General features: G+C 72.4%; 12 protein-coding genes and 1 pseudogene. 9 read left to right on the forward strand and 4 right to left on the reverse strand.

Annotated features, from left to right (window positions below; genetic code table 11):
- The first annotated feature begins 25 nt into the window (after positions 1-25).
- The 3 genes from DC008_RS08105 to fdhA all read left to right on the forward strand — a co-directional run bounded on the left by DC008_RS08105 (position 26) and on the right by fdhA (position 3,565).
- Positions 26-580, forward strand: a complete 555-nt coding sequence (locus DC008_RS08105; RefSeq protein ID WP_108706366.1) for a methylated-DNA--[protein]-cysteine S-methyltransferase — start codon at positions 26-28, stop codon at positions 578-580.
- 299 nt (positions 581-879) lie between these two features.
- Positions 880-2,160: an MFS transporter gene (locus DC008_RS08110; protein WP_108706367.1), complete on the forward strand. Its 1,281-nt coding sequence runs from the start codon at positions 880-882 to the stop codon at positions 2,158-2,160.
- A gap of 178 nt (positions 2,161-2,338) precedes the next feature.
- On the forward strand, positions 2,339-3,565 hold the full coding sequence (gene fdhA, locus DC008_RS08115) for a formaldehyde dehydrogenase, glutathione-independent (protein WP_108706368.1): 1,227 nt from the start codon (positions 2,339-2,341) through the stop codon (positions 3,563-3,565).
- Positions 3,566-3,691: 126 nt separating this feature from the next.
- On the opposite strand, the gene DC008_RS08120 is transcribed toward fdhA, so the two are convergent.
- Positions 3,692-4,120: a VOC family protein gene (locus DC008_RS08120; protein WP_208646105.1), complete on the reverse strand. Its 429-nt coding sequence runs from the start codon at positions 4,118-4,120 to the stop codon at positions 3,692-3,694.
- A 99-nt stretch (positions 4,121-4,219) separates the two neighbouring features.
- Between DC008_RS08120 and DC008_RS08125 the strand changes: the two genes are divergently transcribed.
- Both DC008_RS08125 and DC008_RS08130 read left to right on the forward strand, forming a co-directional pair.
- Positions 4,220-5,128, forward strand: a complete 909-nt coding sequence (locus DC008_RS08125; RefSeq protein ID WP_208645825.1) for a pseudouridine-5'-phosphate glycosidase — start codon at positions 4,220-4,222, stop codon at positions 5,126-5,128.
- Positions 5,125-6,045, forward strand: coding sequence for a carbohydrate kinase family protein (locus tag DC008_RS08130; protein ID WP_108706370.1), 921 nt, complete (start codon positions 5,125-5,127; stop codon positions 6,043-6,045). The genes DC008_RS08125 and DC008_RS08130 overlap by 4 nt, the downstream gene beginning before the upstream one ends.
- A gap of 16 nt (positions 6,046-6,061) precedes the next feature.
- Here the strand turns inward: DC008_RS08130 and DC008_RS08135 are convergent, their stop codons facing one another.
- The gene (locus tag DC008_RS08135; protein ID WP_108706371.1) at positions 6,062-6,874 is read right to left on the reverse strand and encodes a methyltransferase domain-containing protein; all 813 of its coding nucleotides are present in this window, start codon (positions 6,872-6,874) and stop codon (positions 6,062-6,064) included.
- Between the two features lie 385 nt (positions 6,875-7,259).
- Here DC008_RS08135 and DC008_RS08140 point away from each other — a divergent pair, with 385 nt between their 5' ends.
- Entirely contained in the window at positions 7,260-8,387 is a 1,128-nt protein-coding gene (locus DC008_RS08140) for a magnesium and cobalt transport protein CorA (protein WP_108706372.1), read from the forward strand.
- 112 nt (positions 8,388-8,499) lie between these two features.
- Here DC008_RS08140 and DC008_RS08145 read toward each other — a convergent pair whose 3' ends face one another.
- Together DC008_RS08145 and DC008_RS08150 are read right to left on the reverse strand one after the other, a co-directional pair.
- Entirely contained in the window at positions 8,500-8,937 is a 438-nt protein-coding gene (locus tag DC008_RS08145) for a CBS domain-containing protein (RefSeq protein ID WP_108706373.1), read from the reverse strand.
- A gap of 221 nt (positions 8,938-9,158) precedes the next feature.
- Positions 9,159-9,791, reverse strand: a complete 633-nt coding sequence (locus DC008_RS08150; RefSeq protein ID WP_108710606.1) for a nucleoside/nucleotide kinase family protein — start codon at positions 9,789-9,791, stop codon at positions 9,159-9,161.
- Between the two features lie 158 nt (positions 9,792-9,949).
- On the opposite strand from DC008_RS08150, the pseudogene DC008_RS08155 reads away from it, so the two are divergent.
- The 3 genes and pseudogenes from DC008_RS08155 to DC008_RS08165 all read left to right on the forward strand — a co-directional run.
- Positions 9,950-10,619, forward strand: a pseudogene (locus DC008_RS08155) (DUF2293 domain-containing protein); the annotation flags it as partial.
- Between the two features lie 186 nt (positions 10,620-10,805).
- A complete protein-coding gene (locus DC008_RS08160; protein ID WP_108710607.1) occupies positions 10,806-11,285 on the forward strand; it encodes an anthrone oxygenase family protein in 480 nt (159 codons plus the stop codon).
- Between the two features lie 277 nt (positions 11,286-11,562).
- Positions 11,563-13,050, forward strand: coding sequence for a glutamate synthase subunit beta (locus DC008_RS08165; protein ID WP_108706374.1), 1,488 nt, complete (start codon positions 11,563-11,565; stop codon positions 13,048-13,050).
- The last annotated feature ends 188 nt before the right edge of the window (positions 13,051-13,238 follow it).

Genomic DNA, 13,238 nt, shown 5'->3' on the forward strand with positions numbered 1-13,238 from the left:
AGTGGCGGCCCGTACGGTGAAGCACATGGACAGCCATGGGCAGGACGAGCAGCGGGTGGTGTGGGCCGTCGTCGGCACCGCCATCGGTCCGCTGATGCTGGCCGCCACACCGGACGGCCTGGTCAGCGTCGTGTTCCACGCCACGCCGCAGGTGTGCGGGAAGACGCTGGAGCGGCTCGCGTCGCGGCTGGGCGCCGAGCCGGTCGAGGATCCAGGGTCCGCGCTGCTCGCCGAGCCGATACGTCAGCTGGAGGAGTACTTCGCGGGGAGGCGCCGGGACTTCGAGCTGCCGCTGGACTGGTCCCTGATCTCGGGTTTCAACCGTCAGGTGCTGCGCGAGCTGGCGTCCTCGGTGCCGTTCGGGGCGGTCGTCGGGTACGGCGATCTGGCGGGACGGGTCGGGCAGCCGGGCGCGGCCCAGGCGGTGGGCATGGCGATGGGCGCCAACCCGCTGCCGGTCGTCGTGCCGTGCCACCGGGTCGTGGAGAGCGACGGCGGCATCGGGGGCTTCGGGGGCGGTCTGGAGACCAAGCGGAAGCTGCTGGCGCTGGAGGGAGTCCTGCCGGAGCCGCTGTTCTGACCGGCTCACGGTGACCGATCGGCGTCGTGAGCGGCGGTCCTGCCGGAGGTGAGTCGGGGCCACGGTCCTGCCGGAGGTAGGCGCTGGAGGCGGTCCCGCCGGAGGTGAGCCGTGCGCCGCGGTCCGGCCGGAGGTGAGTCGTGTGAGGCGGTCCGGCCGGAGGTAATCGGTTGGGCCGGCGCATCGGAGGGGGAGACTGCGCCCGTGACGACGACATTTTTCACCCGCCCGTACGCGGCCGGTCCGGTGTGTCGCCTTGCGCCGTCCGGCTGGACGCGCGCCGGCTCCGGGCAGCTGTCATGACGAGCGTGGAGCGGGCGGCCGTGCCGGTGACGCCCCAGGACCTCGCGGCCCTGCGGCGGCGGACGTCGGCCGTGCTGATGGCGACGCAGATCCTCGGCGGCCTCGGCGTGGCCACCGGCATCGCGCTCGCCGCGGTCCTCGCCAAGGAGGTCAGCGGCACCGAGTCGCTGTCGGGGCTCGCGCCCACCGCGACCGTCGCGGGGACGGCGGTGCTGTCGATGCCGCTGGCCGCGCTGATGACCGCGCGCGGGCGTCGTCCCGGGCTCGTCCTGGCGTATCTGATCGGCGCCCTGGGCGCCGGGGTCAGCGTGCTCGCGGCCCGGGCCGGAAGTTTCCCGCTGCTGCTGTTCGGCCTGGCGCTGTTCGGCGCCGCCTCCTCGGCGAACCTCCAGGCCCGCTTCGCGGCCGCAGACCTGGCCGAGCCCGAGCAGCGGGCCCGCGCCATCTCCCTGGTCGTATGGGCGACCACCATCGGCGCGGTGATCGGCCCGAACATCGCGGCACCCGCCGGGCGCAGCGTCACCGGCCTCGGGATACCCGAGGCGGCGGGTCCGTTCCTGTGGGCGGCGGGGATCTTCCTGCTGTCCGCGGTCGTGGTGGCCGTACTGCTGCGGCCGGACCCACTGCTGACGGCGCGAGCCCTCGCACCGGCCGAGGAGCAGACGCCCGCCGGGCGCTCGCTGCGCGCCGGCATGGCGGCTGTGGCCGCCTCGCCGCGGGCCCGGCTGGCGATCGTGGCGGTCGCCGTGGCGCACACCGCGATGGTGTCGGTCATGTCGATGACCCCGGTCGACCTGGAGCATCACGGCGCCGGCATCGAGCTGATCGGCCTGGTCATCAGCGGCCACATCGCGGGCATGTACGCCTTCGCCCCACTGATGGGCCGGCTGTCGGACCGGCTGGGCCGGCTGTCCGGGATAGGGCTGGCCGTGGGGCTGCTGGCGTGCGCGGTGCTCCTCACCGGTACGGCGGGCGGCCGGCACGGGCAGACGGCGGCCGGCCTGTTCGTGCTGGGCCTGGGCTGGTCGGCCGGTCTGGTCTCGGGTTCGGCGCTGCTCACGGACTCCGTGCCGCAGGCCGCGCGGGCGGCCGCTCAGGGCCTGTCGGACCTCGTCATGAACGCTTCGGCGGGCATCGGCGGCGCGGCCGCGGGCCTGGTCGTCGCCACGGCGAGCTACGCGTGGCTGAACTTCTTCGCCGCCTGCCTGCTGCTGCCGCTGGCGGCGCTGGCCCTGTTCACGCGGGGCGGGCGGAGCAAGGCCGCCGCGGGCGACTGATCCGGCGCCCCCCCGGCCGAACAGGGGCTGTTCCAGGCCGTCATGGACGTTCGGCGGCCCGTGACCGCGTGACGGCTGGCCGGACGGCGCGAGCGGTAGCAGACTCGGATGTGCGCGCAGCCGCTGGTATCCGACTGGCTTCCGGAAGAGACGGGAGCCGAAGGGACGGAGATCACGCATGAGCGGAAACAGGGCAGTGGCGTATCTGAAGCCGGGCGCGGTCGAGGTCAGGACCATCGACTATCCGACGCTCGAGCTCAAGGACGGTCCAGGAGTCCACCCTGCCAACGTCGGCCGTGTCTGCCGGCACGGGGTGATCCTCAAGGTCCTCGCGACCAACATCTGCGGAAGCGACCAGCACATGGTGCGCGGGCGGACGACCGCGCCGGAGGGGCTGGTCCTCGGACACGAGATCACCGGGGAGATCGTCGAACGGGGCCCCGACGTCGAGTTCCTCGACGTGGGCGACATCGTCTCCGTACCGTTCAACATCGCCTGTGGGCGCTGCCGCAACTGCAAGGAGCGCAAGACCGGCATCTGTCTGAACGTCAACCCGGCCCGGCCGGGTGCCGCGTACGGCTATGTCGACATGGGCGGCTGGGTCGGGGGGCAGGCCGAGTACGTGATGGTCCCGTACGCGGACTTCAATGCGCTGAAGTTCCCCGACCGGGAGCAGGCGCTCGAGAAGCTGCTCGACCTGACCATGCTGTCGGACATCTTCCCGACCGGCTTCCACGGTGTGGTCAGTTCGGGTGCCGGTGTCGGGTCGACGGTGTACATCGCCGGGGCGGGCCCGGTGGGGCTCGCGGCCGCCGCCGCGGCGCAGCTGCTGGGCGCCGCCGTCGTCATCGTCGGCGACCTGAACGCCGAACGCCTCGCGCAGGCGCGCAGCTTCGGGTGCGAGACGGTCGACGTCTCACAGGGCACCGTCGAGGACCAGCTCGCGCAGATCCTCGGGGAGCCCGAGGTGGACGCCGCGGTCGACGCGGTCGGCTTCGAGGCCCGGGGCCACGGCAAGGACGCCGGGGAGGCGCCCGCCACGGTCCTCAACTCCCTGATGGGCATCACGCGCGCGGGTGGTGCGCTCGGCATTCCCGGCCTGTACGTCACGGACGACCCGGGCGGTGTCGACCAGGACGCGCAGACCGGCACGCTGAAGGTGCGCCTCGGTCTGGGCTGGGCGAAGAGCCACACCCTCACGACCGGGCAGTGCCCCGTCATGAAGTACCACCGGGGCCTGATGATGGCGATCCTGCACGAGCGGGTCCACATCGCGAAGGCGGTCAACGCCACCGTGATCGGCCTGGAGGACGCGCCGACCGGGTACGCCGAGTTCGACCAGGGCGCCAGCCGGAAGTACGTGCTCAACCCGCACGGGGCGCTGGACGGCGTACAGCCGGTCTGACGCCTGACCCGTGAGGAAGGGGGCCACGCGCGTGTGGCCCCCCTTTCGAGGTCCGCCGGTCCCGCCGGTCGGTCGTGGTCAGCCGGGGTCAGTCGTAGTGGCGGGCCTCAGTCGTAGTGGCGGGCCTCAGTCGTAGTGGCGGGCCTCGAAGACGTTGCCGTCGGGGTCGCGGAAGTAGAAACTCCGGGTGGCGTTCCCGCGGGCGCCGAAGGAGTTCTCCGAGACGTCCGACACCGGTGTGCCGCCTTCTTCGAGGCGGGTCCGCAGGGCGTCGAAGTCCTCGCCGGGCAGGGCGAGGCAGACGTGGTTGACGGGGTGGCCGGCGCTCTCGGTGGCGCCGGGCAGCATCTTCATCCGCTCGGCCATGGCGAGCGGCATGAGGTCGATGATCGTCTCCTCGTTGAGACGGACGGAGGGGAACGGGACCGATCCCGCGGTGAACTCGGCGAGCCGTACGGGCTCCATGCCGACGGCCTTCTCGTAGAAGCCGGCCGCCGCCTCCGGGTCGCTGACCCAGAGGACTACGTGGTCGAGACGTGCGGTGTTGTCCTTCATGCGCTCCAGGCTGGTGTCCTCTTCCACAGGCCGCAAGGGTTTGACGGGGCGTGTGGCCCGCCAGGGATGAGGGAGTACCGACAGACAGGAGGCAGTCGCGTGGTGCTGGTGGTGTCGGAGGAAGTACGGGACGCGGTCGACGCGCGTCGCCCGGTGGTGGCCCTGGAATCCACGATCATCGCGCACGGGCTGCCCCGTCCGCGCAACCTCCATGTGGCGCTGGAACTGGAGGACGTCGTACGGCGGGAGGGCGCGGTCCCCGCGACGATCGCCGTGCTGGACGGACGGCCGCACGTCGGCCTGGACAAGCAGCAGTTGGAGCGGATCGCCAACGAGGACGGGATCCGGAAGCTGGGGCACCGGGATTTGCCGCTCGCGGTGGCGGCCGGGGCGAGCGGGGCGACGACGGTGTCGGCGACCGCCCAGCTGGCGGCCCTCGCCGGGGTCCGGGTGTTCGCGACGGGCGGCCTGGGCGGGGTGCACCGGGAGTGGACGGTCACGCAGGACGAGTCGGCCGACCTGGGGCTGCTGGCGCGGACCCGCGTCACGGTGGTGTGCGCGGGCGTGAAGTCGATCCTGGACGTCCCCGCCACGCTGCAGCGACTGGAGACCCTGGGGATCGCGGTGGCCGGCTACGGAACCGACCGCTTTCCCGGCTTCTATCTGTCCGACTCGGGGCACCCCGTGGACTGGACCCTGCGCTCGCCCCGGGAGGTGGCCGAGGTGATGCGCGCGCAGGACAGCCTCGACGGGCCCGCGTCGGCGCTGATCGTCGCCAACCCGGTGCCGGAGGAGGAGCAGCTCGCTCCGGAGCTGCACGCGCGTGTGCTCGCCGACGCGCTGCACGCGTGCGAGGAGCGCGGGGTGACCGGCCAGGCCGTCACCCCGTTCCTGCTGGACTACCTGGTACGGCACACCGACGGCGCCTCCCTGAGCGCCAATCTGGCGGCGGTGCGCGGCAACGTACGGCTGGCGGGCCGGATCGCGGCGGCCTGGACCGGGGTGTGAGCGTCCCGGGGTCCTCCCCTGGCGCCCTGCTGGTCGTCGGGGACGTGGTGACGGACGTGATCGCCCGCCATCACGGGCCGCTCGCCTCCGGCACGGACACGGCGGCGGCCATCCGGACGGTACCGGGCGGCGCGGGCGCCAACGTGGCCTGCTGGGCGGCGTACCGGGGCTGTGCCGACGTACGGCTGCTGGGCCGGGTCGGAGTGGACGCCTCGGCCTGGCACGAGCGGGAGCTGACGGCCGGCGGGGTACGGCCGCTGCTCGTCGTCGACCCGAAGGCGCCGACCGGGACGGTGATCTGCCTGGTCGACGGCGGTGCCGCCGCCGAGCGGACGTTCCTCACGGACAGCGGCGCGTCCCTGAGACTGGGACCCGAGGACTGGTCGGAGGGCCTGCTCGACGGGGTGGGTCACCTGCATCTGTCGGGGTATCTGCTGTTCTCGGATACGAGCCGGGCGCTGGTGGCGGCGGCTCTGCGGTCGGCACGCGCGCGAGGCGTACCGGTGAGCCTGGACCCGGCGTCGGCCGGTTTCCTGGTGCAGCTGGGCGCCGACCGGTTCCTGGAGGCGGTGGCGGGGGTGGACATCCTGCTGCCCAGCCGGGACGAGGCCCGGCTGCTCACGGGGACGGCGGACGCGGCGCGGGCGGCGGCCGAACTGAGCCGCCGGGTGCCGCTGGTGGTCGCCAAGCAGGGCGCGGACGGGGCGCTGGTGGCGCGGGACGGCGCCGTGTGCGCGTGTGTTCCGGCGGAACCGGCGGAGGCGCGGGACACGACCGGTGCGGGGGACGCCTTCACGGGCGCCTTCCTCGCCGCACTGATCACGGGCGCCGGCCCCGAGGAGGCGGCGCGGCAGGGATGCCGGGCCGGTGCCGTGGCCGTACAACAGGTGGGCGGCAGACCGCCGTCGGCGGGGTGAGGTCCGCGGGCGGCGGTCAGGCGCCGGTCTCCTCCGGCGCCTTGCGTCCCCATGCCGAGATCATCGGGGCGGTGGCCAGATCCATGCCACCGGCGGCCACATTGGCGAGGTGGCGGTCGATGTCCTCGTCGGTGGCGATGCCCTCGGTGACCAGCCGGTCCCGGATCTGCCGGACGGTGGCGGACTCCAGGGCGGCGCAGGCGGGCGAGGCGAGGGGGAAGTACGCGTCGGCCTCCACCCGCAGCAGTCCGGCCTCGCGCAGCAGACGCGGCAGCCGGCGGCCGTAGGAGAGGTCGGCGCCGCGCTCGGCGAGCAGGGTGCGGAAGCCGTTGCGCAGCCGGTTCGCGAGCTGCTGCTCCGGGCCGTGGTCCTCGGGGCAGAGCAGGGGCTGCATCGCCGGATCGGCGTCCTCGATCAGGAGGCGACCACCGGGGCGCAACGAGTCGATCATGGACTGCAACGCCCGTTCCCGGTCCGGCACATGGACGAGGACGAGCCGGGCGTGCACCAGGTCGAAGCCCTCCTCCGGGGGTTCGTCGGCTGCGACGTCGTGCACGAGCACCTCGACCGGCGGGCGGGCGGCGGGTGCGAGCCGGGAGGTGTCGATGTCGGTGGCGACGACGCGCCCGGTGGGGCCGACCTTCTTGGCCAGCCAGGACACCACCGAGGTGCCTCCGGCGCCCACCTCCCAGCAGCGCCAGCCGGCGCCGACGCCGAGTCGTTCGAGGTGCCGGAACGTCGTGGGGTCGAAGAGTGCGGCGAAGGCGTCGAAGCGCTCGGCTGCCTCGGCCTGCCGGTTGTCGAGGAGGTATCCGTCGGTTCGCGTCATGCCCCGATCATCCCAGTTGCCGCCCTTGTCCGAAGAGGGTGACGCTCGGCCCTGCCGCCCCGAATTTCGGCTTCCCCACTCTTGGGGGACGGGGGTGCGGGACCCGTGGGGAACGGGGGTGCGAGGCGCCTGGGGAACGGGGTGCGGAACTCCGGGAACGGAGGGGGCGGGACTCCGGGAACGGAGGGGGCGGGACTCCGGGAACGGAGGGGGCGGCGCTTCGTCCACAGGCGGGAACCAAGCGGAATGTGCTGCTCCCACAGGCTTTCCCGCGTCTCACTCCCACCTGGCAGACTGACGGGCCATGACGCGGTGCACGGCGCAGCTTGTGCCGCAGCCGGCCGTTCATAAACCCGCGCAGGCAAGCCGACGCAGGGAGTTGCAGATGTCCATGGCAGGGAATCTGCGCAAGGTCACCGGCCTTTCGAAGGTCGGCGGTCTGCGCAAGGTGGCACGGCTGACTCGTCGGCGTCCGCGCGTCGATCTGAGTCACCCGGCCAGATCCCCGCTGGGCTCCTCCGTCGTGAACTGCGTGACGTACCAGGACGGCAGGCGGGTCCCGGAGAGCGACGACGTGGCCGACGCCCTGAAGCGGGTACGCAAGCGCGGCGGCGGATTCGTCTGGCTCGGGCTGCACGAGCCCACGGCCGAGGAGTTCACGGGGATCGCGGAGCTGTTCGCCCTGCATCCGCTGGCCGTCGAGGACGCGGTCGAGGCACATCAGCGGCCCAAGCTGGAGCGATACGACGACACGCTGTTCGCCGTGTTCAAGACGGTCTGCTACGTCGAGCACGAGGAGCTCACGGCGACCAGCGAGGTCGTGGACACGGGTGAGATCATGCTGTTCGTCGGCCATGATTTCGTGATCACGGTGCGGCACGGACGGCACGGCTCGCTCGGCCCGTTGCGCGAGGAGCTGGAGGCGAACGCCGAGCAGCTCACCCAGGGGCCGGCCGCGGTGCTCCACGCGATCGCGGACCATGTCGTGGACGACTATCTGAGCGTCATCGACTCCGTGCAGGAGGACATCGACAAGGTCGAGACGGACGTCTTCGCGGAGGACGGCGCACGGGCCGACCCGGGCCGGATATACCAGCTCAAGCGTGAACTCCTGGAACTGAAGCGGGCCGTGGTGCCGCTCAGCCGCCCTCTGGAGGAACTGGCCACCGTGCCGATCCGGGTCGTGGCCCCGGAGATACAGGCGTACTTCCGTGACGTCTCCGACCATCTGCTGCGGGCCAAGGAGCAGCTGTTCTCCTTCGACGAACTGCTGAACTCGATCCTCCAGGCGCACCTGGCCCAGGTCACCGTCGCCCAGAACGAGGACATGCGGAAGATCACGGCGTGGGCCGCGATCGTCGCCGTGCCGACCATGGTGTGCGGGGTGTACGGGATGAACTTCGAGCACATGCCGGAGCTGCGGTGGACGTTCGGCTACCCGCTCGTCCTGGCCGTCATATCCGTGGCGTGTGTGGTCCTGTACCGCGGGTTCCGTCGCAACGGCTGGTTGTGAGGGAGGACGGGGATGCAGCGTCCGGGCATAGGGCGGACGGGCACCGACACGCCCCCGTCCGGCTCGGTCTGCCGGGCAGGGGCGTCCAGGAGGTGACCCCGTCGGCCGGTGGTCAGTGCGTCATCGTCTCGCCGCTCCGGGAGTAGACGCTCTCGGCCCAGTGACCGACGTCGCTCTCCGGCAGGTTCCGGGCGAGGTCGGCCTCGCTGATCATGCCGACGAGGCGCTTGTCCTCGATGACCGGGAGCCGGCGGATCTGGTGATCCGTCATCTCGCGGAGAACATCGCTGATGTCGGCGTCCGCCTCGATCCAGCGGGGGGTCCCCTGGGCCATCTCGCCTGCGGTGACCTTGCTCGGGTCGTGCCCCATGGCCACGCAGCCGACGACGATGTCGCGGTCGGTGAGGATTCCGCAGAGCCGTTCGTTCTGGTCGCTGATGGGCAGGGCTCCGACGCCCAGGTCGCGCATCAGCTGGGCGGCCCGGTCCAGGGTCTCGTGGGCCGGGATCCACTGGGCGCCGCGGTGCATGATGTCTCCGGCAGTGGTCATGGATTACCTCCCGTTGCCGGACGGCCGGCGCGGCGCGGGACGCACCGCTAGTCCCGGCGCAGTCAATTGTCGCCGGGGGCTGGGGCCCACGCACCTGGAGAGCGTTGGGGTCGGGGGCTGGGGTGGCGCCCGAGGGCTGACCGGCGCCGGGGGCCGGGATCTCGGGGCGGGGCAGCCGTGGTGTGGGCGGGTGCGCCCGGTCGCCCGAGCCGGCGCTCGGGTCAGCCGGTCCAGGCGGGGTGGCGGGGGTCGTCGGCGCGGATCAGGACGTCGGCCGTGGCGGCCGGGTCGGTCTCGCGGTCGTAGCGCTCGAAGGCCGGCAGGGTCCAGTGATCGGCCTCGGGGGTGCGGCGGCGCAGCGCGCCGGGCGAGAGGAGGACGTGGACGGTCAGATCGAAGGGGAACCAGTGCCGCAGCAGGAGGGGGCCGTGGAGCAACAGCACACCGCCGGGCGGGAGTCGGGTGTAGTCACTGCGGGTCGCACGGTCCGTGACCGGGTCCCACAGGTCGGGCAGGACACGGCCGTCACCGCCGGGTTCGAGGGGGCCGAAGACCTCGCGCCACAGGGCGCCGGTGTCGAGCCAGCCGTCGTAGTAGGCGTCCACGTCCTCGTGCCCATACTCCAGGCGGACCGAGGCGGGCCGCAGGAAGCCCTCCGCGCCGACGGTGAGGGCGGGACGGCCTCGTACCCGCAGTGCCTCGGCGACCCGTTCGGCCAGCTCGCCCGGGCGGGCCGCCGGGGCACCGTCGAGGGCCACACGCGGCCAGGCGCCGCCGTCGGCCCGCCTCAGGTCGAGGAGCCGCTCGGCCAGAGAGTCGGCGAGCCGCTCCCAGGTGATCGCTTCGAGTCGCACACGGCCCATGATGCGGCAGGGGGCGGGAGCGAGTCCCGGCGCCCCTGGCGCCGGCCTGGACTCGGGCACGGGCACGGGCACAGGCACAGGCACGGAAAGGCAACGTCGGAGGTGGGCGGGGGCGTTCCGCGCCGGGGAGGAGGGGGGATCACCTGAGCATGTCACGCTCGGCCACATCCTCGTCACGCGCTGGTCCCCTCGTCGTGCAGCCCCTCAAGCGGAGGCACTGCGCGGAGTGCCGGACGGGGCCGCTGCGGATGCTCGTACTGGAGGACGGGACACCTCGGTGCCTCGACTGTGCCGACCTCGGGCACCTGGTGTTCCTGCCGCGCGGCGACACCGCGTTGACCACGGTCGCGGGAGGAGAGCGGACTGTCCGCGGTGGTCGTGCGGTTCAACCGGCGCAAGGGCCGGTACGAGCGGCAGGGCGTGCTGGTGGAGGAGGCGGGGCTCGCCCGGGCGGAGCAGCGCTGCCTGGCCGACGCGGAGGCCCGGCGGCGGCGCCGGGCACGGGACGCGCGACGGCGGGAGCGGGAGGACGCGCGGTTCGCGGAGGCGTTCGCGGCGGAGATACGCCGGTTGTTCCCGGGGTGCCCTCCGGAGCGGGCGCGGGACATCGCCGGGCATGCCTCGGTGCGGGGCAGCGGGCGGGTGGGGCGCAGTGCGGCGGGGCGCGCGCTGTCCGAGGGCGCCGTCACGTCGGCGGTGGCGGCGTCGGTACGGCACCTGGACACGCCGTACGACGAGCTGCTGATGAGTGGGGTGCCGCGGCATGAGGCTCGCCGCAGGATCGGGGCGGCGGTGGAGGGGGCGCTGCGGGTGTGGCGGGGCGGGAGGGAGGGGGCGGAGGGGGAACGGGGGTTGGGGGAGGGGGCGGCCCCCTCCCCCCCCATGGACGCTCACGTATGTGATCGGGTCGCTCGGCCATGGGCACCGTATTCGCACAGGGTTTTCCTGGTGGTGACCGGAGAGGCCGGGCAGGATCGCGGTGGGAAACGGGAGTTGACGTTGGACATGATGGACGGGCCGTACTTCGTACTCGTCGTGATCGGTGTGGTCGGGACCGGCCTGGTCGCGGGCGTCTTCTGTGCCTTCTCGACCTTCGTGATGCCCGGGCTCGCCTCGCTGCCTCCGGCGCAGGGCGTGGCCGCTATGAGGGCGATCAACAGGGCCGCACTGATGCCGGCGTTCCTGTTGCTGTTCCTGGGGTCGGCGGTGCTGTGCGCGGTGATCGCCGTGGTGACGTTCGTGCTGTGGCCGGACCGGGTGACCGTGGAGTTGTTGCTGGGCAGCGCGTTGTATCTGTTCGGTTCGTTCGGGGTGACGATGATGGCGAACGTGCCCCGGAACGAGGCGCTGGCGAAGCTGGAGCCGGGTACGCAGGAGGCGAGCGCGTACTGGCCGGCGTATGTGCGGGAGTGGTCGGCGTGGAACCATGTCCGCACGGTGGCGTCGGCGGCCGCGATGGTGTCCTACTCCCTCGCCCTCAGCTGATCCACGGCTGCTGCTGATCCACAGCTGATGCTGATCCACAGCTGATCCGCCGGATCGCCGGGATGCGCCGACGGCCCGGGAGTGCACTGTGCGACGGCGCTGTGCGAAGGCGCTGTGCGAAGGCCCGCTGGGAAGGCGCTGTCGGCCATCCTGCGCGGGTGGCGGGCGGGACGTATCGTGGCCGGAAGGATGCCGCCCGATGACGCAGGGCTCACGGATGTGTGGCCTGCGGACCTGTGACCTGCGGATGTGACGCGCGCACGCGAGGAAGACGGCCATGGCCGATCCCAAGGGTTTCCTGAACACCCCCCGCCAGGAGTGGCCGCGTCGGCCGGTCGAGGAACGGGTGCGGGACTGGGACGAGGTGTATGTCCCGGGGGCGTTGCTGCCGATCATCAGTAAGCAGGCGGACCGTTGTATGGACTGCGGCATCCCGTTCTGTCACGACGCCTGCCCGCTGGGCAATCTGATTCCCGAGTGGAACGACCTGGTCTCGCGTGAGGACTGGCGGGCCGCGGCGGACCGGTTGCACGCGACGAACAACTTTCCCGAGTTCACGGGACGGCTGTGCCCGGCGCCCTGCGAGGCCGGATGTGTGCTGGCGATCAACCAGCCCGCCGTCACCATCAAGAACGTCGAGTGCGCGATCGCGGACCGGGCCTGGCAGGAGGGGTTGGCGCCGCCGAGCCCCCCGGACCGGCTGTCGGGGCGGACGGTCGCCGTGGTCGGGTCGGGGCCCACCGGGCTCGCGGCGGCGCAGCAGCTGACGCGCGCGGGCCACACGGTCGCGGTGTACGAGAAGGACGACCGGATCGGGGGGCTGATGCGGTACGGCATCCCCGAGTTCAAGATGGAGAAGCATCATCTGGACCGGCGGATCGAGCAGATGCGGGTCGAGGGGACCAGGTTCCGGACGTCGACGGCGGTGGGGCGGGACATCGGTGCCGCCGAGCTGCGGTCGCGTTATGACGCCGTGGTGCTCGCTACTGGGGCCACGGCGTGGCGGGAACTGCCGGTGTCGGGGCGGGAGTTGCGGGGGATCGAGCAGGCGATGGCGTATCTGCCGCTGGCGAACCGGGTGTGTGAGGGGGATCTGGAGGTGTCCCCGATGTCCGCGGCCGGGAAGCACGTGGTCATCGTCGGCGGTGGTGACACGGGGGCCGACTGTCTCGGTACGGCGTTGCGGGAGGGTGCCGCGTCGGTGACGCAGTTGGACATCTACGCCCAGCCGGGCACGGAGCGGGACGACGATGCCGAGCCGTGGCCGACGTATCCGAAGGTGTACCGGTTGTCGGCCGCGCACGAGGAGGCGCGGGATCTCGGGTCGGCTCCGGCGGCGGACGCCGACGCGCGGTTGTTCGCGGCGTCGACGCTCCGCTTCTCCGGTGACGAGGACGGTCATGTGCGTCGGCTGCACCTGGTCGAGGTGGACGCGCTGCGCCGGCCGGTGCCGGGCACCGAGCGGACCCTGCCCGCCGATCTGGTGCTGCTCGCGCTGGGTTTCTCGGGTCCGGACCGCGCGGACGGGCTGGTCGACCAGCTCGGGCTGGAGATGGAGCCGCGCGGGACGATCACGCGGGACGCCGGGTTCGCGACGAACGTGCCCGGGGTGTTCGCCGCCGGTGACGCCGCCCGGGGGCAGTCGCTCATCGTGTGGGCGATCGCCGAGGGGCGGGCGGTGGCGGCGGCCGTGGACGCGTATCTGACCGGTAGTTCGCGGCTGCCGGCGCCGATATCGCCGTACGACCGTCCGATGACGGTGTGAGCCACGGCCCCACCCCCCAGGTGCTGCCTTCGAGGCCGTGAGCGCCGGTCGCAAGCGAGCCGTACACGGGTGACCACGCCTCGCGAACGCCACTACCTGGCATCGCAGGACACGATCGGCCCGCTCCTCACACCTCCTCCCCCGAACTGTCCGAAAAGTCGCTTAAGGGCTGCATGGATGCGCTCTGG

The sequence above is a fragment of the Streptomyces nigra genome, assembly GCF_003074055.1.
GTDB classification, from domain to species: Bacteria; Actinomycetota; Actinomycetes; order Streptomycetales; family Streptomycetaceae; genus Streptomyces; species Streptomyces nigra.

Excerpts from the sequence above, each read along its gene's own strand:
- DC008_RS08120 (WP_208646105.1), bottom strand. The coding sequence starts at position 4,120 with ATGAAGGACAACACCGCACGTCTCGACCACGTAGTCCTCTGGGTCAGC.
- DC008_RS08145 (WP_108706373.1), bottom strand. The coding sequence starts at position 8,937 with ATGACCACTGCCGGAGACATCATGCACCGCGGCGCCCAGTGGATCCCG.
- fdhA (WP_108706368.1), top strand. The coding sequence starts at position 2,339 with ATGAGCGGAAACAGGGCAGTGGCGTATCTGAAGCCGGGCGCGGTCGAG.
- DC008_RS08160 (WP_108710607.1), top strand. The coding sequence starts at position 10,806 with ATGATGGACGGGCCGTACTTCGTACTCGTCGTGATCGGTGTGGTCGGG.
- DC008_RS08135 (WP_108706371.1), bottom strand. The coding sequence starts at position 6,874 with ATGACGCGAACCGACGGATACCTCCTCGACAACCGGCAGGCCGAGGCA.
- DC008_RS08140 (WP_108706372.1), top strand. The coding sequence starts at position 7,260 with ATGTCCATGGCAGGGAATCTGCGCAAGGTCACCGGCCTTTCGAAGGTC.
- DC008_RS08165 (WP_108706374.1), top strand. The coding sequence starts at position 11,563 with ATGGCCGATCCCAAGGGTTTCCTGAACACCCCCCGCCAGGAGTGGCCG.
- DC008_RS08110 (WP_108706367.1), top strand. The coding sequence starts at position 880 with ATGACGAGCGTGGAGCGGGCGGCCGTGCCGGTGACGCCCCAGGACCTC.
- DC008_RS08105 (WP_108706366.1), top strand. The coding sequence starts at position 26 with ATGGACAGCCATGGGCAGGACGAGCAGCGGGTGGTGTGGGCCGTCGTC.